The 20296-nt window shown below is 72.3% G+C and carries 22 protein-coding genes; 15 read left to right on the plus strand and 7 right to left on the minus strand.

Annotated features, from left to right (window positions below; genetic code table 11):
- The first annotated feature begins 56 nt into the window (after positions 1–56).
- The gene (locus tag FHU34_RS04090; protein ID WP_145778769.1) at positions 57–863 is read left to right on the plus strand and encodes a sugar phosphate isomerase/epimerase family protein; all 807 of its coding nucleotides are present in this window, start codon (positions 57–59) and stop codon (positions 861–863) included.
- A gap of 32 nt (positions 864–895) precedes the next feature.
- Here the strand turns inward: FHU34_RS04090 and FHU34_RS04095 are convergent, their stop codons facing one another.
- The 3 genes from FHU34_RS04095 to FHU34_RS04105 are packed head-to-tail and all read right to left on the minus strand — an operon-like array spanning position 896 to position 2943.
- Positions 896–1483 carry a CGNR zinc finger domain-containing protein gene (locus FHU34_RS04095; protein ID WP_145778770.1) on the minus strand — a complete coding sequence of 196 codons (588 nt, stop codon included), beginning with the start codon at positions 1481–1483 and terminating at the stop codon, positions 896–898.
- Positions 1484–1502: 19 nt separating this feature from the next.
- On the minus strand, positions 1503–2669 hold the full coding sequence (locus FHU34_RS04100; RefSeq protein ID WP_145778771.1) for a glutathionylspermidine synthase family protein: 1167 nt from the start codon (positions 2667–2669) through the stop codon (positions 1503–1505).
- 1 nt (position 2670) lies between these two features.
- Entirely contained in the window at positions 2671–2943 is a 273-nt protein-coding gene (locus FHU34_RS04105) for a hypothetical protein (RefSeq protein ID WP_244311545.1), read from the minus strand.
- A gap of 85 nt (positions 2944–3028) precedes the next feature.
- Between FHU34_RS04105 and FHU34_RS04110 the strand changes: the two genes are divergently transcribed.
- The 11 genes from FHU34_RS04110 (at position 3029) to FHU34_RS04160 (ending at position 13336) form a co-directional block, all read left to right on the plus strand.
- Positions 3029–3949 (plus strand): proline dehydrogenase family protein, encoded by a 921-nt coding sequence (locus tag FHU34_RS04110; RefSeq protein WP_145778772.1) that lies wholly within the window; start codon positions 3029–3031, stop codon positions 3947–3949.
- A 101-nt stretch (positions 3950–4050) separates the two neighbouring features.
- On the plus strand, positions 4051–4851 hold the full coding sequence (locus tag FHU34_RS04115) for an alpha/beta fold hydrolase (protein ID WP_145778773.1): 801 nt from the start codon (positions 4051–4053) through the stop codon (positions 4849–4851).
- Positions 4844–5419 carry a TetR/AcrR family transcriptional regulator gene (locus tag FHU34_RS04120; RefSeq protein ID WP_145778774.1) on the plus strand — a complete coding sequence of 192 codons (576 nt, stop codon included), beginning with the start codon at positions 4844–4846 and terminating at the stop codon, positions 5417–5419. The genes FHU34_RS04115 and FHU34_RS04120 overlap by 8 nt, the downstream gene beginning before the upstream one ends.
- Positions 5420–5476: 57 nt before the next feature.
- A complete protein-coding gene (locus tag FHU34_RS04125; RefSeq protein ID WP_145778775.1) occupies positions 5477–6769 on the plus strand; it encodes a hypothetical protein in 1293 nt (430 codons plus the stop codon).
- A gap of 42 nt (positions 6770–6811) precedes the next feature.
- Positions 6812–8203: an efflux RND transporter periplasmic adaptor subunit gene (locus FHU34_RS04130; RefSeq protein ID WP_145778776.1), complete on the plus strand. Its 1392-nt coding sequence runs from the start codon at positions 6812–6814 to the stop codon at positions 8201–8203.
- Positions 8200–9120: an ABC transporter ATP-binding protein gene (locus FHU34_RS04135; RefSeq protein WP_145778777.1), complete on the plus strand. Its 921-nt coding sequence runs from the start codon at positions 8200–8202 to the stop codon at positions 9118–9120. The genes FHU34_RS04130 and FHU34_RS04135 overlap by 4 nt, the downstream gene beginning before the upstream one ends.
- Positions 9117–10301, plus strand: a complete 1185-nt coding sequence (locus FHU34_RS04140; RefSeq protein ID WP_145778778.1) for an ABC transporter permease — start codon at positions 9117–9119, stop codon at positions 10299–10301. The genes FHU34_RS04135 and FHU34_RS04140 overlap by 4 nt, the downstream gene beginning before the upstream one ends.
- Before the next feature lie 214 nt (positions 10302–10515).
- Positions 10516–10725 (plus strand): helix-turn-helix domain-containing protein, encoded by a 210-nt coding sequence (locus FHU34_RS04145; RefSeq protein ID WP_007465625.1) that lies wholly within the window; start codon positions 10516–10518, stop codon positions 10723–10725.
- A 214-nt stretch (positions 10726–10939) separates the two neighbouring features.
- Positions 10940–11041, plus strand: a complete 102-nt coding sequence (locus FHU34_RS04150; protein WP_007465623.1) for a 30S ribosomal protein bS22 — start codon at positions 10940–10942, stop codon at positions 11039–11041.
- Positions 11042–11162: 121 nt separating this feature from the next.
- Positions 11163–12239, plus strand: a complete 1077-nt coding sequence (locus tag FHU34_RS04155) for an NAD-dependent epimerase/dehydratase family protein (RefSeq protein WP_145778779.1) — start codon at positions 11163–11165, stop codon at positions 12237–12239.
- A 215-nt stretch (positions 12240–12454) separates the two neighbouring features.
- On the plus strand, positions 12455–13336 hold the full coding sequence (locus FHU34_RS04160; protein WP_145785431.1) for a lysophospholipid acyltransferase family protein: 882 nt from the start codon (positions 12455–12457) through the stop codon (positions 13334–13336).
- 47 nt (positions 13337–13383) lie between these two features.
- Here FHU34_RS04160 and FHU34_RS04165 read toward each other — a convergent pair whose 3' ends face one another.
- From FHU34_RS04165 to FHU34_RS04175, 3 genes are all read right to left on the minus strand, one after another.
- Positions 13384–14253 (minus strand): HAD family hydrolase, encoded by an 870-nt coding sequence (locus tag FHU34_RS04165; protein WP_145778780.1) that lies wholly within the window; start codon positions 14251–14253, stop codon positions 13384–13386.
- A gap of 120 nt (positions 14254–14373) precedes the next feature.
- Entirely contained in the window at positions 14374–15249 is an 876-nt protein-coding gene (locus FHU34_RS04170) for a DUF5667 domain-containing protein (protein ID WP_208744921.1), read from the minus strand.
- A gap of 278 nt (positions 15250–15527) precedes the next feature.
- On the minus strand, positions 15528–16511 hold the full coding sequence (locus FHU34_RS04175; RefSeq protein ID WP_145778782.1) for an ECF subfamily RNA polymerase sigma factor, BldN family: 984 nt from the start codon (positions 16509–16511) through the stop codon (positions 15528–15530).
- A gap of 585 nt (positions 16512–17096) precedes the next feature.
- On the opposite strand from FHU34_RS04175, the gene FHU34_RS04180 reads away from it, so the two are divergent.
- Genes FHU34_RS04180 through FHU34_RS04190 form a run of 3 tightly spaced genes read left to right on the plus strand, consistent with a single transcriptional unit; the run spans position 17097 to position 19650 of the window.
- Positions 17097–18722, plus strand: a complete 1626-nt coding sequence (locus FHU34_RS04180) for an AMP-binding protein (protein ID WP_425280561.1) — start codon at positions 17097–17099, stop codon at positions 18720–18722.
- The gene (locus tag FHU34_RS04185; protein WP_030329740.1) at positions 18712–18966 is read left to right on the plus strand and encodes a glutaredoxin family protein; all 255 of its coding nucleotides are present in this window, start codon (positions 18712–18714) and stop codon (positions 18964–18966) included. The genes FHU34_RS04180 and FHU34_RS04185 overlap by 11 nt, the downstream gene beginning before the upstream one ends.
- A 21-nt stretch (positions 18967–18987) precedes the next feature.
- Positions 18988–19650 (plus strand): HAD family hydrolase, encoded by a 663-nt coding sequence (locus FHU34_RS04190; protein ID WP_145778784.1) that lies wholly within the window; start codon positions 18988–18990, stop codon positions 19648–19650.
- Here the strand turns inward: FHU34_RS04190 and FHU34_RS04195 are convergent.
- Positions 19631–20284: a response regulator gene (locus FHU34_RS04195; protein WP_145778785.1), complete on the minus strand. Its 654-nt coding sequence runs from the start codon at positions 20282–20284 to the stop codon at positions 19631–19633. The two genes, FHU34_RS04190 and FHU34_RS04195, sit on opposite strands and share 20 nt — an antisense overlap.
- Positions 20285–20296 lie beyond the last annotated feature (12 nt).

A 20296-nucleotide genomic window follows, 5' to 3' on the forward strand; every position in this document is an offset into this window, starting at 1 on the left:
TGGTTTGCCGGCTCTCGTCACGATGTCCTGAGCACCACCGGGCTACGCTGGCTGATGTGACTTCCCGCGTTCCCGTGCTCCTGTCCAGCTCGTCGGTCTTTCCCGAGCCGACCGCGGCGGCGTTCCAACTGGCTGCGGCACTCGGGTACGACGGCGTCGAGGTGATGGTCTGGACCGACGTGGTCAGCCAGGACGCGGGCGCGTTGCGCGGCCTGTCGGAGCACTACGGCGTGCCGGTGCTCTCGGTGCACGCGCCCTGCCTGCTGGTCACCCAGCGGGTGTGGAGTCCGGACCCGTGGGAGCGGCTGCGCAAGGCCGCAGAGCTGGCCGAGACGTTGGAAGCGCCGACCGTCGTGGTGCACCCTCCGTTCACCTGGCAGCGGGACTACGCCCGCAACTTCGCCGAGGGGTTGGCCACCGTCGGGGACCGGTTCCCCGGGCTGCGGTTCGCCGTGGAGAACATGTACCCGGTGCGGATGGCGGGGCGGCAGTTCGTCCCGTACGTCCCCGGATGGGATCCCACCGACACCGGCTACCCGGCGTACACCCTGGATCTTTCGCACTGCGCGGCCTCGCACAGCGACCCCCTGGAGATGGCCGACCGGATGGGCGCCGGGCTGGCGCACGTACATCTCGGTGACGGCACCGGCGGGGGACGCGACGAGCACCTGGTGCCCGGTCGCGGCACCCAGCCCTGCGGTGAGCTGCTCTCCTCACTGGCCGGACGGGGCTTCACCGGGGCGGTGGCGGTGGAGGTCGCCACCCGGGGCGCGAAGAGCCGCGCGGTGCGCGAGGCGGACCTGCGTGCCGCGTTGGAGTTCGCCCGCCAACACCTGACCGCGTCGTCCCCGGTCGACGCCTGACCCGTCCGCCCGCGAAGGGGGCGGCTACGGCGTCAGCTGACCGGCGAGAGCGAGTCGACGCCGCCGGTCGGCTGCGGCGCGACAGTCACCTGCTCACCGACTGCCGCCCGCTTGCGGGCCCGGTGCGCGGCCACGTGCGAGCGGGTGGCGCAGCGCTCGGAGCAGAACCGCCGGCAGCAGTTGGACGACGTGTCCAGGTAGACGTTGCCGCAGCGCTCGTCGGCGCAGACCCCGAAGCGGGCGCTGCCGTACTCGCACAGCCAGACCGACAACCCCCAGGCCGCACCGGCCAGGTATTCCGCGCTGACCGACGCGCCCCGGCTGGTTACGTGCATGTGCCAGTCGCTGGAGTCGTGCCCGGAGATGCGCGGCTGCACCGGGAACGCCTCCAGCAGCGCGTTCAGCTCGGTCACCGCCTGGGCGTCGCGCCCCGAGGTGCCGTACTCGAAGACGTCCCGCAGCCGCTTCTGCGCCCGCCGGAAAATCGCCACATCACGTTCCACGACCTCGTCGCTCATCCAGGAGTGGTCCTCGGTGAAGAGGGCACGCAGGTCGTCGAGGTCGTCCAGGCGGGCGTTGACCAGGTCAACACCGGTCCGGGCGTACGCGTCGAAGTTCACGCCCCCAACGGTAGACGACTCACGGGGTGCGTGGCGCGTCGATGTAGTGCGGCAGGAACCGCGCGTAGCCGTCGGTGATCAGGCTGGCGCTCTCCCGCACCCCGACCCCTGCCGACTCGCCGTCGACGATCCAGCTGCCCAGCACCACCCGGTTGCCGGCGAACTGCGGCAACGCCCGGAACTCCTGGTAGCACCAGCCCTCGTCGCCGTAGATCCCCGGATTGTGGATCTCCTCGTCGGCGGTGACGATGCGTACCGAGCCGCCCTCCCGGCCGAGCAGCGGCTTGGCCACGTACTCCGGCATGCCGCGCGGCGAGTCGAGGTAGGCCGGGAGCAGGTACTCATGGTCGGGGTACAGCTCCCACAGGACCGCGAGCAACGCCTTGTTGGACAGCAGCAGTTTCCAGGCCGGCTCGATCCAGGTGGTCGGGGTGCCCGGGGCCAGCGCCGCGGGCCCGTACGGCTCGGCCAGCATCCACTCCCACGGGTAGAGCTTGAAGCACGTGGTGACCGGTTGGTCGTCGGCGTCGACGAAGCGCCGGCCGTCCCAGCCGATCTCCTGGATGGGCTGCAACGTGACGTCAAGGCCGGCCTGTCGGGCGGTCTCGGCGAGGTAACCGGCGGTCATGTGGTCCTCGCCGGACTCCTCCTCGTTCGACCAGAGCACGTGCACCCGGGGCTCGTGCAAGCCGGCCCCGATCTTCGCCCAGGTGCCGACCAGCCGCTCGTGCAGGCTGTTCCACTGGTCCAGTTCCGGCCGGCTCTGCTCCAGCCAGTACCACTGGATGATGCTCGCCTCGACCAGCGCGGTCGGGGTGTCCGCGTTGTACTCCAGCATCTTCGGCGGCCAGGTGCCGTCGTACGCCAGGTCGAAGCGCCCGTAGAGGGTGGGTGGCGCCTCGCGCAGCGACCGGGCCACCGCGTCGGCCGCCCAGGCCGGGATGCCGAACTCGGCGTACCGGCGGTGGGCCACCACGTGCTCGGCGGCGGCCACCGACATCCGGTGCAGCTCCTCGGTGGCCTCCTCCAGCCGCAGCACCTCGTCCAGGTCGAAGGCGTACGCGGCGGTCTCGTCCCAGTACGACATGATCCCGCCGTCGGGCAGTTCGGTGTCGACGTAGATCAGGCCCTGCTCCCGGATGCTGGTGTTCCAGTCGGGTCGCGGGGTGACGGTCTCGCGGCGCATCTCAGCCGCCGCAGGCGGCGAGGTGGGTGCCGAACCCGCCGCGGTCGGGCAGGGCGGCGGTGGTCGGCTCCGGCGCGGCGCGACCGGCGGCCGGGTCGGGGACCCGCATCGCCAGCGCGACGGTGTCACCGCCGCCGACCGGCCCGAGGGCGCAGTCGTCGTCATCGTCGTCGTCCGAGGTCATGTTGCAGCCGGAGAGGGCGAGCGCGAGAGCGGTGAGCGCGCCGAGCTGCACGGAGGCCGACCGGAGCCGGCGGCGGGGGCGTTGGTCCACGGCATCGTTGTAGCCGATGCGCGCCAGCACCGCAGCCCCGGCCGCCCCTCGGCGGGGGGCCTGGCAGGGGCGTTACGCTCGGCTCATGCTCCGTTCCGTCATCCTCGCCGCCTCCCGGTCATCCCAGGTCGAGCGGCTCGTCGCGACCGCCCCGTACACCCGGGACGTCGTTCGCCGGTTCGTCGCCGGCGCTGCCACCGACGACGCGTTGCGCGCGACCCGCGGGCTCGTCGACGACGGTCTCGCGGTCACCCTCGACCACCTCGGTGAGGACACCGTCACCCCTGAACAGGCCACCGCCACCCGTGACGAGTACCTGAAGTTGCTGAAGTTGCTCGCCGCCGCCGGGCTCACCCCGGCGGCCGAGGTCAGCGTGAAGCTGTCCGCGCTCGGCCAGATGTTCGACGAGCAGTTGGCGTACGACAACGCGCGGGCGATCTGCGCGGCGGCCGACGCGGCGGGCACCACTGTCACCCTGGACATGGAGGACCACACCACCACGGACTCGACGCTGGAGGTGCTGAGCCGGCTGCGCAAGGACTTCCCGTCGACGGGCGCGGTGCTCCAGGCGTACCTGCGCCGGACCGAGTCGGACTGCCGGGAGCTCTCCTCCGCCGGGTCGCGGGTGCGGCTGTGCAAGGGCGCCTACAAGGAGCCGGAGTCGGTGGCGTACCAGTCGGCCCGTGAGGTGGACAAGTCGTACGTGCGGTGCATGAACATCCTGATGTCCGGCGACGGTTACCCGATGCTGGCGACCCACGACCCTCGGATGATCGCCATCGGTGAGGACCGGGCTCGGTGGTTCGACCGGGGGCCGGAGCGCTTCGAGTTCCAGATGCTCTACGGCATCCGCCCGGAGGAGCAGGCGCGCCTGGCCGGCGAGGGTTACACGGTTCGTACCTACGTCCCGTACGGCGACGAGTGGTACGGCTACCTGATGCGCCGGCTCGCCGAGCGCCCGGCCAACCTGGTCTTCTTCGGCCGGGCGTTGATCTCCAAGAAGTAACCGGGATTCGGTCGACGGGCCGGCGGTGACCCCTGTGGTCCCGCCGGCCCGTTCGCGTGTGCGACTTGACCAGGTTGGCTAAGTAGGTTAGCTTTACGGCTATGACAACTAGCCAGGTTCGCCACGACGGCGGCCACATCGCGTACGAGGTGCACGGCGAGGGCCCTCTGGTCGTCCTCTCGCACGGCATGGGAGAGAACCGGGCGAGCTACCGGCACCTGGTGCCGCTGCTGGTCGCGGCCGGCCACCGGGTCGCCTCGGTCGACGTCCGGGGCCACGGAGAGTCCAGCGTCGGCTGGCCCACGTACGCACCGGCGGAGGTCGGCGCGGACCTGCTGGCCGTGGTCCGTGACATCGACGCCGGTCCAGCCGTGCTGGTGGGCAGCTCGTCCAGCGCGGCGGCGGTGGTCTTCGCCGCGACCGACGCGCCCGAGTTGGTCAGCGGCATCGTGCAGGTCGGCGCGTTCGTCGGTCAGCCCAGGCTCAACCCGCTGGTGCGGATGGCGATGTGGTCGGTGCTGCACAGCCCTCGACTGTTCGGGATGTTCCACAAGACGCTGTTCCCGGTGCACCGCCCCGCCGACGACGCCGCGTACCGCAGGTCGATGGTGGCCAACCTGCGCGAGCCCGGCCGGATGGCAGCGATGCGCGGTGTGATCGTGCCGGTCGAGCCGCACTGGACGGCCCGCGCCCCGCAGGTGCGGCAGCCGGTGCTGGTGCTGATGGGCACCAAGGACCCGGACTTCCCCGACCCGGGGGCCGAGGCACGAGCAGCCCGGCGGCTGTTCCGCACCGCCGAGGCCCGGATGATCGAGGAGTCCGGCCACTACCCGCACGCCGACCGGCCGCAGCGCACGGCCGACGAGCTGCTCGGCTTCCTGGCGGTGTGCACCGGTGCCTAGGGTCGGTCTCAACCAGCAAACAGTGGTGCGGGAGGCAGCCCGGCTGGCCGACGAGGTCGGCTACCACCAGCTCACCCTGGCCGCGCTCGCCAGCCGGCTCGGGGTGGCGCTGCCCAGCCTCTACAAACACGTGCGGGGTGCGGACGCGCTGGCCCAGAAGTTGTCCGCGCTGGCCACCGCCGAGCTGGCCACCGAGCTGACCAGCGCCGCCGTCGGCCGCTCCGGTGGGGACGCTTTGCGGGCGATGGCCGACGCCTACCGCGACTACGCCCGCCGGCACCCGGGCCGCTACCCGGCGACCCAGCAGGTGCCCGACCCGACCGATCCCGAGCACGTCGAGGCGGGCGAGCGGGCGGTCGGCGCCATTTTCGCGGTGCTGCGCGGGTACGGGCTCACCGGCGACGACGCCGTGGACGCGACCCGTGCCCTGCGCAGCGCCCTGCACGGCTTCGTCGCCCTGGAGGCCGCGGGCGGCTTCGGCCTGCCCCGCGAACTCGACCGCTCGTACCACCAACTGGTTGCCAGCATGGACATCTCGTTCCGCTCCTGGCCGGTCACGGACGCCTGAACGGACCGGCCCGGGGCGGCCTCACCCCGCTCAGGGAATGGTCGTACCCTTCGGCGGGTGACTGACGGGGTGCAGCAACGGCCGGCACCACGGCGGCTCTGGCCGCTGTGGACGGTGTTCCTGGTGGTCGTCGTGCTGCTGGGCTGCGGCGTGCCGGCGGTGCTCGTCGTCGGAGTGATCCGGGAGAACGGCGCCCGGTCCACGTTCAGCCGAGCCGGCGTCTCGACGGCCGACGATCCCGCCACAGTGGCGGCCCGAGCGCTCGCCGACCGGATGACCACTCAGCTCAACCGGCAGTCCACCGCGCTGCTCGGTGGGGACCGCGCCGGGTTCCTCGCCGTCGCCGACCCCGCGGCACACGGTGACCTGCGTCGACGCTTCGCCGCGCTCCGCGAGCTCAAGGTGACCGTCTGGCGGGCCGAACCGAGCGGTCTGCCCGCACCGGTCATCGGCAAGCCGGGGGAGTGGCGGCTCCTGGTGCGTTTCCAGTACTGCTTCGTCGCACCGAACTGCCGGCCCAGCCCGGTGCTGATCGGCACCCGTTGGCGGGAGAACGGCGACCAGCCCCGCCTGGTCGCGCTTGAGGAATCCAAGTCGGTGGAGACCGGCACCCGACCGTGGGAGATCAGCGATCTGGCCGTGGCGGTCGGCGCGCGGACCATCGTCGCCACCACCCCCGCCTTGCGCGGCAAACTGCCCGGCCTGCTCACCCAGGCCGAGGCGGCGGCCAAGGTCGCCGACGGGTACGCGCTGACCGGGTCGCCGCCGGACCGCTACCGGATCTTCTACGCCGGTCCCACCGAGTGGCAGCGGTGGTACGGCGGCGACCGCCCGGAGTGGACCGGCGGGTACGCGGTGACAGTCGGCGGCGGCCACCACGAGGTGGTGCTCAACGCCGAAGGGCTCTCCAGCAGCGGCACCGACGACCTGCTCCGGCACGAGCTGACGCACGCCGCTTCGTTGCCCGAGCGCGGCTACCCGGGCAAGACGACCTGGTGGCTGGTGGAGGGGCTGGCCGAATTGGCAGGTGCCGGCGGCCAGGCGGTCGACCGGTACGAGGGCATCGCCGAGGTGCGCAAACTGGTCCGGGGCGGTTGGGACGGTCAGTTGGCGGGCGTCAACCCCGCCGCCGACGCCTCCGCCGAGCGGGTCGCCGGCAGTTACGGCGTCGGCTACCTCGCCGTCCGACACCTCGTCGACAGGTACGGGCCGCAGCGGCTGCTCGCCTTCTTCAAGGCCGTGGTGCACGAGCGCGACACCCTCGACGTGGCCGCCGAGCAGGCGTTCGGTGAGAAGTGGACGACGCTGCACGACGAGTGCGTCGCGTACATCCGCGCCGCCACCGCCTGACGGGCTGGTCGGCGGTGTGACGGTCGGTCGTACCATCGATGGGTGCGCCGCCCCCAGTTGCCGCGGCCGGCCGGCACCACGCGGCCCCGCCTGCTCGTCGCCCTGACCGCCGTCGCCGTCCTCACCGCCACCACCGCCGCCTCCTGTGGCGACGACGCCCCGGACCTCGCGTTGGCGTCCGCGGCCCGCAACCCGGTCAGCGAGGTGATCGACGCGCCGGCGACGGTGACCGCCCGGGCCGCCGCCACCCTCACCGCTCCCGCCGACGGCACGCTGGCGAGCCTCCCCGTCCAGCCCGGCCAGTCGGTGAAGCGCGGTCAGGTCCTCGCCGTGGTCGACTCGCCCTCCGCCCAGCAGCGGCTCCGGCAGGCGAAGGAGGCCCTGGACGCGGCGAAGCGCGCCGGCCGGGGTGTCTCCACTGGTGACCTGACCAGCAGCCGACGCGGCACGGACAAGGCCGCGAACGAGGCGTTCGACGCCGCCCGCGAGGCCGCGGAGAAGATCGCCGACCCAAAGGTGCGCGGCGCGCTGCTGACCCAGGTGACGGCCGCCAAGCGGCAGTACACCGCCGCCGCCCGCAGCGCCGACCAGGCCGTGCGCTCCGTCCAGCGGGGGATCAACGGGTTGAGCTCCGCCGTCGGCGCGCTCTCCGCGGCGCAGCGGCTCCAGGCCCAGCAGGGGTACGACCTGGCGAAGTCGACAGTGGACGCGTTGACCCTGCGCGCTCCGATCGCCGGCGTGGTGCAGCCGGGTGGCACTCGGGCCGGTGGCAGCCCGACCGGTGGTCTCGCCGGGCTGTTGGAGCAGGCCGGTGGTGCCCAGGCCGCCGGCCTCGACCCGTCCGTGCTGGCCCCCGGCCAGGGCGGGCCACCGGCCGGGGTCGACGACGCGGTAGCGGTCGGCGGCCGGGTCACCGCCGGGACACCGGTCCTGACCGTGGTGGACACCGGGCAGTTGGGGCTGCTCGCCGAGGTGGACGAGACCGACGTGCTGCTGGTCAAGGCCGGCGTGACCGCCGCCGTCGAGTTGGACGCCGTCACCGGGGCCAGCTACGACGCCACCGTCCGCTCGGTCGACGTGCTGCCCACCAACTCCGCCCAGGGCGGGGTCACCTACCGGGTGCGCCTCGCCCTGGGCGCCGGGAAGCTGGCCGAAAACGAGCCGGCGCCGACGCCCCGCCCCGGCATGAACGCGATAGTCCACCTGCGGGTACGCGAGGCCGCCGACGCGGTGACCGTCCCCGCCTCGGCGGTGTTCTCCGCCGACGGCCGCGACGCGGTCTGGGTGGTCCGCGACGGCAAGGCCGGGCGGGCGGCGGTGACAGTGGGCGTCCAGGGGTCCGATCTCGTGCAGATCCTCAACGGTGTCCAACCGGGTGACCGGATCGTGGTGCGCGGCACCGACCAGGTCCGCGACGGCCAGGAGGTGCGGTGACCGGCGCCCCGCCGGCGATCGAGGCGGTGGACGTGTCCCGGACCTACCAACTCGACGGGGTGTCCGTCGAGGCGCTACGCGGGGTGTCGCTGGTCGTGCAACCGGGGGACTACGTGGCCCTGGTCGGCCCGTCCGGCTCGGGCAAGTCCACCCTCATGCACCTCCTCGGCGGGTTGGACCGCCCCACCGGTGGCCGCCTGGTGATCGGTGGGCGGGACGTCAACACCCTGGCCCCACCGGAGATGGCCACCCTGCGCAACGAGACGATCGGTTTCGTCTTCCAGGCGTTCCACCTGCTACCGCGTACGTCGGCCGTGGAGAACGTGGCGCTGCCGCTGGTCTACCGGGGTGTGTCCGCCCGGCGACGGCGGGAGCGGGCGGCGGCGGTGCTCGGCCGGGTCGGCCTCGGGCACCGGCTGGACCACCGGCCCAACCAGATGTCCGGCGGCGAGCAGCAACGGGTGGCGATCGCCCGCGCGTTGGTCACCGAGCCGACAGTGCTCCTGGCCGACGAGCCCACCGGCAACCTGGACAGCGTCACCGGCGCGGCCGTGCTGGAGCTGCTGGAGCGGTTGAACGCAGAGTCCGGCGTGGCGCTGGTGATGGTCACCCACGACCAGGAGGTGGCGGCGCGTGCCCGCCGGCGGATCACCATGCGCGACGGGGTGGTCGTGGCGGACAGCGACGACCCGCTGTCCGCCCATGATCGACCGCCGTCCGTCGATCACGGTCGACCTGCGACACTGGTCCCCGCTCCCAGCGCGGAGCCCCGGTCCGCGTCCGGAAGCGGCCCGGGGCACCCACCCGGTGGCTCCGGTGGCGCCGCCGGAGCCACCGGGTGCCTTCCGCGCGAGGTCGAGCAGCGCGAGGCCGCTGCTGATCAGCCCGACATCGAGCCGCCCGGCGGCGCGACGTGAGGGTCGCCGAGGCGTGGCGGGTCGCGCTGGACGCCCTCCGCGCCAACCGACTGCGCAGCGCCCTCACCATGCTCGGGGTGATCATCGGGGTGGCCTCGGTCGTCCTGCTGGTGGCCATCGGCACCGGCACCAAACAGAAGGTCGAGCAACAGGTCGAGGGCCTCGGCTCCAACCTGCTGCTGGTCGTCCCCGGCCGGATCGAGGTGGGCAACGCTCCGGTGGTGTCGCCGCTGACCCTTCGCGACGTGGACGCCGTCACCCGGGTGGTCGGCGACCCGGACCGGGTGGCGGTAACCGTCGCCTCCGGGGCGACCGCCCGGGCCGGCAACCGCTCCGACTTCACCACAGTGCAGGGGGTGCTGGAGACCACCCCCGCGGTGTTCACCCGCTCCCTGGCCCGTGGTCGCTACCTCACCGGCACCGACGTGGACACCAGCCGACGCGTGGCGGTGCTCGGCGACTCGGTCGCCCGCGCGCTCTTCCCCGACCGGGACCCGCTCGGCCAGCAGGTGGCGCTGGCCGGGGTGCGGTTCCGGGTGATCGGCGTCTTCGCGCCGCTGGGGCAGAGCCTCGGCGTCGACCGGGACGACGAGGTGCACGTGCCGGTGACCGCCGCGCAGCGGCTCTGGGGCACCCAGCGGGTCGACGGCATCGCGGTCAAGGCACCCGACCGGGAGCGGATCGACGAGCTGGGCGAGCGGATCGTCGCCGAGCTGAACCGCCGCCACCCCGACACCGAGTTCAGCGCTGTCACCCAGCAGCAGATCCTCGGTGTGCTCGGCGACATCCTCGGCGTCCTCACCGGCGTACTGGCCGCCATCGCCGGCATCTCCTTGCTCGTCGGCGGCGTCGGTGTCTCCAACATCATGCTGGTCAGCGTCCGGGAACGGACCCGGGAGATCGGTCTGCGCAAGGCGGTCGGCGCGCGTCCCCGCGACATCGGGGTGCAGTTCCTGTTGGAAGCGGTGCTGCTCACCACGATCGGTGGGTTGACCGGAATGGCGTTGGGCGTGGGGACCGCCCTGCTGGTCGACGCCCTGTCGCCGATCCCGGCCGCGATCACCTGGTGGTCGCTGGCGCTCGCGTTCGGCGTGTCAGCCGTGGTCGGCATCGTCTTCGGGGTCGTCCCCGCGCAGCGCGCCGGCCGCCTCGACCCGGTGGTGGCGCTGCGCGCCGAGTGAGCAACGGCGGAACAGACGGGACGGCGGCCTCAGGTGGGCGGAAACCGGGAGCACGGATCGGGTGAACCGGTGAGGAGAAACATGATCAGTTGTACGAAGGGATCGCGCCGGTCACAACCGCCCCGCTACCGTACTGGTAACACGCGCGTCGTCGGCCCGGCCCGGAGCATCCGTCGGGTTGGCACGCGCCGGGCATGGGATGGGTCGGTGAGCCATGGCCGGGTCGCAGTCCGACGGACGGCTGTCGGAGGTCAAGTTCCTGACCGTTGCTGAGGTGGCGACGGTCATGCGGGTGTCGAAGATGACGGTCTATCGCCTGGTGCACAGCGGTGAGCTCACCGCCGTCCGGGTCGGCCGCTCATTCCGGGTGCCAGAGCATGCGGTGCACGAATATCTCCGGGGTGCTTTTCAGGAGACCGCCTGAGCCACCGCCCCGCCCTCCGAGTGCCACCTAACCGGCATCGACGGGGGCGCGTTGGTCCGGCTTACGCTCTCCGGCTACCCTGGAGCCCGACCGAGACCCCACAGGTGCGCCCCGCCGCCCAGACTGGTCCGGTCCGTTGTCCGCAAGCGGTCGCCGTCGCCACCTGCGTGGTGTCATCCGGTCCGCCCCGCACGTTGTATCGAAAGGCTGTCGTATGGGCTCGGTGGTCAAGAAGCGCCGTAAGCGCATGGCTAAGAAGAAGCACCGCAAGCTGCTGCGCAAGACCCGCGTCCAGCGTCGCCGTCTCGGCAAGTGATCGCCGCCGGGCTTACGCCCGGCGTTCGGCGTCACTTGCCTAACTGTCGATCCCCGGAGGCTCAGGTGATCAGGCCGTGGTCGTCCCGGCTCGGTCCTTCCTGCCGGGGTAGGTGCGTCAGATGACCCCCGGTGGCACCTCAGGTGCTCCGGGGGTCGTCGTCGTCACCGGGGTGGGCCGCTACCTGGGCGCCCACGTGGCGGCCCGACTGGCCGCCGATCCTCGGATCGAACGGGTCATCGGGGTGGACGCCCCGGACTCGGGCACCGAGTTCACCGACCTGCTGGACCGGGTCGAAAGGATCCGCCTCGACAGCGACTCGCTCGGCGGCCTCCTCGCCGATCTGGACGTCGACGCGGTGGTGCACCTCGCGCTGGTCAGCGCCCCCGACCAGCAGCACGGTGGTCGGTCGGCCATGAAGGACCAGAACGTCATCGGCACCATGCACCTGCTGGCCGCCTGCCAACGGGCACCCCGGCTGCGCAAGCTCGTGGTCCGCTCGTCGACCGCCGCGTACGGGGTCTCGTTCCGGGACCCGGCGGTCTTCACCGAGGAGACCGAACCGCGCGAGGTGCCACGCGGCGGGTTCGGCCGCGACATTCTCGACCTCGAGGGGTACGTTCGCGGCTTCCGCCGCCGCCGGCCCGACGTCACCGCGACGGTGCTGCGCTTCGCGCCGTTCATCGGTTCGACCGCCGACACCACGTTGACCCGCTACTTCGCGCAGCCGTTCGTGCCGACCGTCTTCGGCCGTGACCCCCGTCTGCAGTTCCTGCACTTCGACGACGCGTTGGAGGTGCTGCACCGGTCGATCGTCGAGGACCATCCCGGCACCTACAACGTCGCCGGTCCGGGGGTGCTGTCGCTGTCGCAGGCGATCCGGCGGGCCGGCCGGGTGGCTGTGCCGGTGCTGGAACCGGGTCTCTCCGGTGCCGCGGCACTGGCCCGCACCATGGGCTTCGGCCGTTACGGCCTGGACCAGGTCGACCTCTTCGTGCACGGCCGCGTGGTCGACACCAGCCGGCTGGAGCAGGAGTACGGCTTCACGCCGCGCTCCACCGCCGAAGCGTTCGAGGACTTCATCCGCGCCCACCACGGTGGGGTGGTGGTCACCCGGGACCAGTTGGCAGTTGCCGAACAGCTCGTCCGGGACGGCATCCGACAGGTCCGCGCGGCAGTACGGGAACGGTCGTCATGAACGGGCCCGCGGAGGGACGTGACCCGCAGGGGGTCGGGCGTTTCGACGTACCGCAGCAGTCGCCCGCGCCGGACGCGGAGCCGGCGCGGCGTAACGGGCACCGGCCGGTCGCGCGGGTCGCGCCGACCCCGCCCCCGACGCCGCCTGCCGACGAGGTCGACACCGCTGCCACCGACGAGCCCGTCGCGAACGCGGGCGACCCCGCGGACGCTGGGATGTCGGGTGGCACCGAGCCGGCCGTGGCGGACCGGCCGGGGGACCACTGGGACAGCAAGGTCGCGAACGGTCTGGCGTTCCTGCGCCGGCGGCTCTCTGGTGACTACGAGGTCGACGAGTTCGGCTTCGACTCGGAGTTGACCGACGCGGTCTTCCACCCGCTGCTGCGGCTGCTCTACCGCGACTGGTTCCGCACCGAGGTCAGTGGTGTCGAGCATGTGCCGGTCGACGGGCCTGCCCTGGTGGTCGGCAACCACTCGGGGACTGTGGCGCTGGACGCGTTGATCCTCTCGGCGGCGCTGCACGACAAGCACCCCGCGCACCGCTACCTGCGTCTGCTCGGCGCCGACCTGGTCTTCCGGATGCCGGTGGTCTCCGAGATCGCCCGCAAGACCGGCGGCACTGTGGCCTGCAACCCGGACGCGGAGCGGCTGCTCGGCGCGGGTGACCTGGTCGGCGTGTTCCCCGAGGGCTTCAAGGGGATCGGCAAGCTCTACGCCGACCGGTACAAACTGCAACGGTTCGGGCGGGGCGGTTTCGTCTCGGCGGCGCTGCGCACCGGCACGCCGATCGTGCCGGTCGCCATCGTGGGTGGCGAGGAGATCTACCCGATGCTCGCCGACATCAAGCCGCTGGCGCGGCTGCTCAAGCTGCCGTACTTCCCGGTCACGCCGACCTTTCCGTGGCTCGGGCCGTTGGGCATGGTGCCGCTGCCGAGCAAGTGGCTGATCGAGTTCTGCCCGCCGATCCCCACCGCCCACCTGACCGACTCGGCGGACGACCCGCTGGTGGTGTTCAACCTCGCCGACCAGGTGCGGGAGACCATCCAGCAGACCGTGCACACGCTGCTGGAGCGACGGCCCGACCCGTTCGGCCCCTGAGCCGGCCAACACGACAGCCGGCCAACGCGACAGCGTGACGCGTGAGGTCAGCCGGCGCGACGGCGTCGCTGTAGGGTCAGGCCGGCGGTGACCGCGCCGGCGACCAACCCGGCTGCCGCTGTCGACGGCACCGCGATCTTCACCGCCCGCCGGCCGGTGCGGAAGTCCCGGACCTCCCAACCGTGCCGGCGGGCCTGACGCAGCAGGCTGCCGTCCGGGTTGACGGCCACCGCCCTGCCCACCGCGGAGAGCAGCGGCAGGTCGTTGGCGGAGTCGCTGTAGGCGGCGCAGCGGGTCAGGTCGAGCCCTTCCACCGCGGCGAGCTGGGTGACCGCCTCGGCCTTCGCCGGCCCGTGCATCAGGTCACCCACCAACCGCCCGGTGTACGCCCCGTCCAGCACCTCGGCCACAGTGCCGATAGCACCGGTGAGACCGAGCCTGGCGGCGATCACCCGGCCGATCTCCACCGGGGCGGCGCTGACCAGCCACACCCGCTGGCCGGCGTCCAGGTGGCGTTGTGCGAGTTGGTGGGTGCCGGCCCAGATCCGGGGAGCCATCATCTCGTCGAAGATCTCCTCCGCGAGGTGCTCCACCTCGTCGACCCGCCAGCCCTGCACGAAGGCCAGCGCGGCCTCCTTGGCCAGTGACATGTCACCCGCGTGTTCCCGGGCGAGCAGCCGGAACCGGAGCTGCTGCCAGGCGAATCGGGCCAGATCACCGGTGGTGAGGTAGTTGCGGGAGGCGAGCCCACGGGCGAACCAGTAGATCGACGCGCCCTGCATCATCGTGTTGTCCACGTCGAAGAACGCCGCGGCCGCCGTGTCCGGTGCGGTGGCCGGAGCCAGGTCGGTCTCCGCCCAGCCCGCAGTGTGCCCCTCGGCGTCGGTGCTGACCGTCACCTTACGGCTGCGCGCCACGCGACTCCCTTCCTCACCGGTACGACGGATGCCTCCCAGCGAGGGTATCCGCCGCAGACGGTCGACCGGCCGAGCACACAACGAACTGTGGCGCGGCCGGTCGGACGTGCGGTATAGGGATCAGCGGGACCCGGGGCAGGCCTTCGGATCGGGCCCGAGGGTGTCGCTGGTGGTCGGGGCCGGGAGGCCGCAGGCGATTGCCGCGCGCAGCGAGTCCGAACGTTCCCGGATGTCGTCCAGGAGGAGCAGCGACCGCTGGGTGCGTTCCCGGTCGGCGCGGGTGCTCCCGTCGAGCAGGCCGCTCACCGCGCGACGTTGGCTTGCGACGAAGGTGTTGAGGGTGTCCAGGCTGCCCGGCTCGGCCCGCTGCACCGCGGCGGAGGTGAGCAGGCGGACGCCCTGCCGGGTGTCGGCGTCCATGTCGTCGAGGACCGCGCTGTAGCCGATCCGGTCGCCGCGCATTTTGGCGGCTTCGCCGAGCCTGGTCCGGGCGAAGTCCAGGAAGAGCTGGCCGCGGCTGATGTCCGAGCTGGCCAGGGCGAGCTGGGCGCGTTCGGTCGAGCGCTTCATGCCGTAGAGCGCGTCGCCGGGCACCGCGTTCTCGCTGGCGGCGGAGATGCCGGAGACAGCGATGGCGCCGGCGGCGATGCCGACCAGGATCGCGCCCCGGGCTCGGGCCCGCCGCGCGGTGACCGCCGGTAGCAGCCGCCCGCGGGTCGTCGTGGTGGCCGCTTCGCTGGCTGCCGGGGCGGTGCCCAGCCCTTCCCGTTCGGCCGTCGCGAGCAGCATCGCCCGCAGGCCGGTCCGGAATTCCGGGTTCACCTCGACAGCCGGGGGATCGACGCTGAGTCGCTGGCCCACCGCTACGAGTGGCGCGAGTTGGGCGTCCACCCGCGATCGCACGTGGTGCCGCCGAGCCCCGTTGGCCTCGTCGAGAAGCTGCGCGAAGCGCTCGGCGCGCCGGCGGGAGAAGAGGATGTCGTCCACCGCAGGCACCTCCTCTCGCTGGTCACGGCCGGTCGGCCGCCGTCGTTGCCAGCGACCGGGCGGCAGTGTGACACCACGGAGGTGAGGTGCCGCCGGCGTACCGGTGGGACCTCGGTGCCCGGGCCTGCCGGGACCTCCACCGGTCGCACCCGGAGAAACGCGGCGGACCGGGCACGGGTTACGGGCCAGGCGGGGCGGAAATTACACAAAGTGATGGTTGTCACCGTGCCGCACCGGCTCTGAGCTGGGCAGACGTTGATCGACATCCATCGGTCTCTCGAAACAATCTACGGTTGGAAGCCGTCCGGGAGGAGTCGGGCCAGGGCGCGAACCGCCCGGTACTGGAGGGCCTTGATGGCGCCCTCGTTCTTGCCCATGGCGCGGGCCGTTTCGGCGACCGAGAAACCCTGGAGAAAGCGGAGAACGATGCACTCCTGCTGCTCCGGGTTGAGTTGCTTCACGGCGGTGAGCAGCGCGACGTTGGTGATGTGCTCCACCACCGCGGCCTCCGGGCTGCCCTCGGGGCCCCGGTCCTCCCGGTCGGCGTCGAGCACGTCGCCGGTGGTGACCTCCAGCCGGTACCGGCCCGACTTGAAGTGGTCCGCCACCAGGTTGCGGGCGATCGTCACCAGCCAGGCGCCGAGGTCGCGACCCTGCCAGGTGAAGCTGCCGATCCGCTTGAGCGCGCGCAGGAAGGTGTCCGAGGTGAGGTCCTCGGCGAGTTGGCGGTTGCCGACCCGGAAGTAGACGAACCGGAAGACAGTGTCCACATACCGGTCGTAGATCAGGCCGAACGCCTCGGAATCGCCGGCCTGGGCCCGCTCGATCAGCGTCCAGACCTCGGTGGCCGGGTCGGACGGGTCCGGGCGGCTCGGGAACCCGGTCGGGGTGGTGGCGGGTTCGGCCGGCACCGCCGGAATCACCGCCGTCTCCGCCGGCACCGCCGGAATCACCGCCGTCTCGCCCGCCGCCGGGTCGGTAGTCACCGCGGGTGTGTCGCTTCCCCGTCGGCCCTGCGCGGGCAACGGCCGGGGGGGTGCACCGACCCGGCCCCCGGGCGTCTTCGCGTTGCCGCCGGGCACCGACGGGCGCGGTGTGGGTTCGTTGGTGTGTGGCCGACTGCGGATCCGCTGCGCCGCGCCGTCGCCCCGCACGGCGGTGCCGTGTGGATCGTCCAGCGGGGAACGGGCCGTGGGTCGCTCGTTGACGTGGGAGCGAGCCGGCTGACCGGTCAGGCCGAGCGGGCGTTCCGCGTAACCGAAGGTGGTCACCGTGCTGCCCCCGCCCCGTTGTCGGTCGGACGGGTCGGTCTGTGGGTCGTCGGGACGGGCCGACCGGGCTCCCGGTCGGGCAGAACGGTCGCGGGGATTGCCGACGGGCGGCAATTCCCCTGGAGGTGCTGGTCCAATGCGCTCACAGGCACGGGGGCCTCCTCGGGCTGAGGGGTGTCGACTCACGGCAAATGGGGTGACCCGACCCGAGTGATGATAGGGCCAACGTCACCCGCGCGTGGCAAGTCCGTTACACAAGGCGGAAGTATTTCCCGCTCCGTCGCACCAATGCCGGACCGGTTGTCCGTCGTGTGCGTTTGACTTTCCGTTCGCACGCTGTTCCACGATGGATTACCTGATCGGGGGCTTGTTGGACGTTCGGTCGGCCCGTCGCGTCGGGTGGTCGAACGGGCGCGCCGAAGCGCTTGTGGACGGCGTCGCCCGTCCCATCGGCAGGACCCGATCGGGTCGCCCATGGCACACGGTGCAGTCCCGTCAGTGGGACTCTCGCGGGGTCGCCGCCCAGGCGCGGACCCACCCGTCGGGCGTGGCCTGTCGTCGCCCGCTGTGCCAGACTCGATCACCGTGCAGGACGCCTCGGTAAACCCCGCGCCGAACCTCGCCGACCGGGTCCGCCGGGCGGCTCACGACCGCAACGACCGGGCCGCGCTGCACTGGCGCGACCAGACGGTCAGCTGGTCCGACCTGGACGCCGCCGTGGACGCCGCCGCGCGCGGTCTGTCCGCCGCCGCCCCGCACACCGACCCCGGCGGTACGCCGCCACGCGTCGCGATCGCGCTGCCGAACACCATCGACTTCGTGGTCACCTGGCTCGGCGCTCTGCGGGCGGGACTGGTCGCCGTGCCGGTCAACCCCGGCCTCACCGCACCGGAACTGCGGCACGTGTTGTCCGACTCCGGCGCGTCGGTGCTCGTCGCCACCGACCAGATCCGAAACCTCGTCGCCGACCTGACCGCCGAACTGCCCGCGCTCGTCGCCGTGCACAGCACGCCGCCGACAGCCGACTCACCCGGCCCGGCCCGCCCGCGCCGAGGCGGCACCGACCTGGCGGTACTGCTCTATACCTCCGGCACCGAGGGGCGACCCAAGGGGGCGATGCTCTCGCACCGGGCGCTGCTCGCCAACCTCCAGCAGGTCGACGGGATCGAACCGCCGGTGGTCGGGCCGGCGGATACTGTGCTGCTCGCGTTGCCGCTGTTCCACGCGTACGGGCTCAACTCGGGGCTCGGTGCCGTCATCGACAACGGCGCAACCGGGGTGCTGCTCGACGAGCTGGGCCCGACCGCAGGGCTGGACGAGATCGCCCGGCACCGGGTCACCGTGCTGGTCGGCGTACCGTCGATGTTCCTGACCTGGGCCGATGCCCCCACGGCCCGCGCGGCGACCGCGTCGGTGCGGGTGGCGGTCTGTGGCGCGGCGCCGCTGGAACCCCCGGTCGCGGCGCGCTTCACCGAGGCCACCGGGCATCAGGTGCACATCGGGTACGGCCTCACCGAGACCGCCCCGGTGCTGACCTCCACCCTGGTGGGTGGTGTGGCCAAGGCCGGCTCGATCGGCCGTCCACTGCCCGGGGTGGGGTTACGCCTGGTCGGCGCCGACGGGGTGGACCTCTGGCGCGACGGGCTTGCCGTCCCCGACGACGACCCGGACGAGCTGGACATCTCCGATATGACGCCGGGCACCGACCCGGGGCAGATCGTCGTGCGCGGCCCCAACCTCTTCGACGGCTACTGGCCCGACGGTCGGGGTGGGCCCGACGCCGACGGCTGGTGGGGCACCGGGGACATCGCCTACGCCGACGAGGACGGGGACCTCTTCCTGGTCGACCGGCTCGGCGAGCTGATCCTGGTCAACGGATTCAACGTCTATCCGCACGAGGTCGAGTTGGTGCTGGCCGGGCACCCCGAGGTGGCCGAGTCGGCGGTACTGGGTGTGCCGCACCCGCGGACCGGCGAGACTGTGCGGGCGTACGTGGTGCCGAAGCCGGGGCGACCGGTGACCAGCGACGACCTGCTCGCCCACTGCGCACGGAACCTCGCCCGGTTCAAGTGCCCGACCGCCGTCGAGATCGTCGACGCCCTGCCCCACTCGGCGATCGGCAAGGTACGCAAGACCCAGCTCCGGTCGGCGGCCCCGGCCGGAGCGTCCGCACCCGCCGACACCCGCACGGAGGTAACCGATGGCCACTGACGCCCGGCTCGCCCTGATCACCCGACCCGGCTGCCACCTGTGCGACGACGCCAAGGCGGCGCTCGACCGGGTGGTGGCGGTCACCGGCGACAAGTGGGTCGAGTGGGACGTCACCGGCGACGAGGGCCTGGAGCGGGAGTACGGGGACCGGCTGCCGGTGGTGATGCTGGACGGCAAGGAGCACGGTTACTGGCGGGTCGAGGAGGACCGGCTGCTGCGGGACCTGACCACGCCGCAGCTCTGAAACGGGGCCTAGGGTGCTCTGATGACCACTGCGCACCCGCACCTCGTCTGGGACTGGAACGGCACCCTGCTCAACGACCTCAGCCTGGTGGTGTCCGCCACCAACGTCGTCTTCGCCAGCCTCGGCGGGCCGACGGTCACCCTGGACGAGCACCGGGTGCGGTTCCGCCGACCGATCGCCGAGTACTACGCCGAGGTGCTCGGCCAGGCCGTCGACGACGACGAGTTCGGCCGACTGGACCGGATCTTCCACGACGCGTACCGCACCGGGTTGACCACCTGTGAGCTGGCCGCCGACGCGCGCACCGCGATGGCCGCCTGGCCGGGCGGCCAGAGCCTGCTCTCCATGTGGTTCCACGAGGAGCTGGTGCCGACCGTGCACACGTACGGGCTGACCGGCCACTTCGCCCGGGTCGACGGGCTGCGGGCCACTGTCGGCGGCGGCCGTAAGGCCGAGTCGCTCCAACTGCACCTGGCCGAGCTGGGCGTGGACGGCACCTCGGTGGTGCTGATCGGTGACTCCATCGACGACGCGGACGCGGCGAACGCAGTGGGCGGCCGGGCGGTCCTCTACACCGGCGGGTTCACCGACCCGGCCCGGCTGCGCGCCTCCGGTCACCCGGTGGCCGACACCCTCACCGACGCGGTGACCCTGGCCCGGCAGGTCAGTTCCGCAGATAGGTGAGGACGGCCAGCACCCGACGGTGCTGCTCGGTGTCCGGCGGCAGGGTGAGCTTGGTGAAGATGTTGCGTACGTGCTTCTCCACCGCCCCGTCGCTGACCACGAGGGCGCGGGCGATGGCGGTGTTCGAACGCCCCTCCGCCATCAACGCGAGCACCTCACGCTCGCGTGGGGTCAGTTCGCTCAGCGGGTCGTCGCGGCGGCGGCGGGCGAAGAGCTGACCGACCACCTCCGGGTCGAGCACCGTGCCGCCGCCGGCGACCCGGCGTAGGGCGTCCAGGAACTCGTCGATCGCCGCGACCCGGTCCTTGAGCAGGTAACCGATCCCACCACCGGAGCCGCCGGTGGTGGCGAGCAGATCATCGGCGTACGAGACCTCGACGTACTGGGAGAGCACCAGGATCGGGGTACGCGGCACCAGCCGACGGGCCTCCACCGCCGCCCGCAGCCCCTCGTCGGTGTGTGACGGCGGCATCCGGACGTCGACGATCGACACGTCGGGCTGGTGCTCCACCACCGCCTCGACCAGCGCGTCGCCGTCCCCGACGGCGGCCACCACCTGGTGCCCACTCTCGGTCAGCAGCCGGACCAGCCCTTCGCGGAGCAGGACGGCGTCGTCGGCGATCACGATGCGCATGGCTGTGTTGTC

It is taken from the genome of Micromonospora taraxaci (genome assembly GCF_007830095.1).
Lineage (GTDB): Bacteria > Actinomycetota > Actinomycetes > Mycobacteriales > Micromonosporaceae > Micromonospora > Micromonospora taraxaci.

Bases quoted from the DNA above. Each gene is read 5' to 3' on its own strand.
- FHU34_RS04100 (WP_145778771.1), bottom strand. From the start codon at position 2,669: ATGCGCCGCGAGACCGTCACCCCGCGACCCGACTGGAACACCAGCATC.
- FHU34_RS04110 (WP_145778772.1), top strand. From the start codon at position 3,029: ATGCTCCGTTCCGTCATCCTCGCCGCCTCCCGGTCATCCCAGGTCGAG.
- FHU34_RS04115 (WP_145778773.1), top strand. From the start codon at position 4,051: ATGACAACTAGCCAGGTTCGCCACGACGGCGGCCACATCGCGTACGAG.
- FHU34_RS04145 (WP_007465625.1), top strand. From the start codon at position 10,516: ATGGCCGGGTCGCAGTCCGACGGACGGCTGTCGGAGGTCAAGTTCCTG.
- FHU34_RS04150 (WP_007465623.1), top strand. From the start codon at position 10,940: ATGGGCTCGGTGGTCAAGAAGCGCCGTAAGCGCATGGCTAAGAAGAAG.
- FHU34_RS04155 (WP_145778779.1), top strand. From the start codon at position 11,163: ATGACCCCCGGTGGCACCTCAGGTGCTCCGGGGGTCGTCGTCGTCACC.
- FHU34_RS04160 (WP_145785431.1), top strand. From the start codon at position 12,455: ATGTCGGGTGGCACCGAGCCGGCCGTGGCGGACCGGCCGGGGGACCAC.
- FHU34_RS04185 (WP_030329740.1), top strand. From the start codon at position 18,712: ATGGCCACTGACGCCCGGCTCGCCCTGATCACCCGACCCGGCTGCCAC.
- FHU34_RS04190 (WP_145778784.1), top strand. From the start codon at position 18,988: ATGACCACTGCGCACCCGCACCTCGTCTGGGACTGGAACGGCACCCTG.
- FHU34_RS04195 (WP_145778785.1), bottom strand. From the start codon at position 20,284: ATGCGCATCGTGATCGCCGACGACGCCGTCCTGCTCCGCGAAGGGCTG.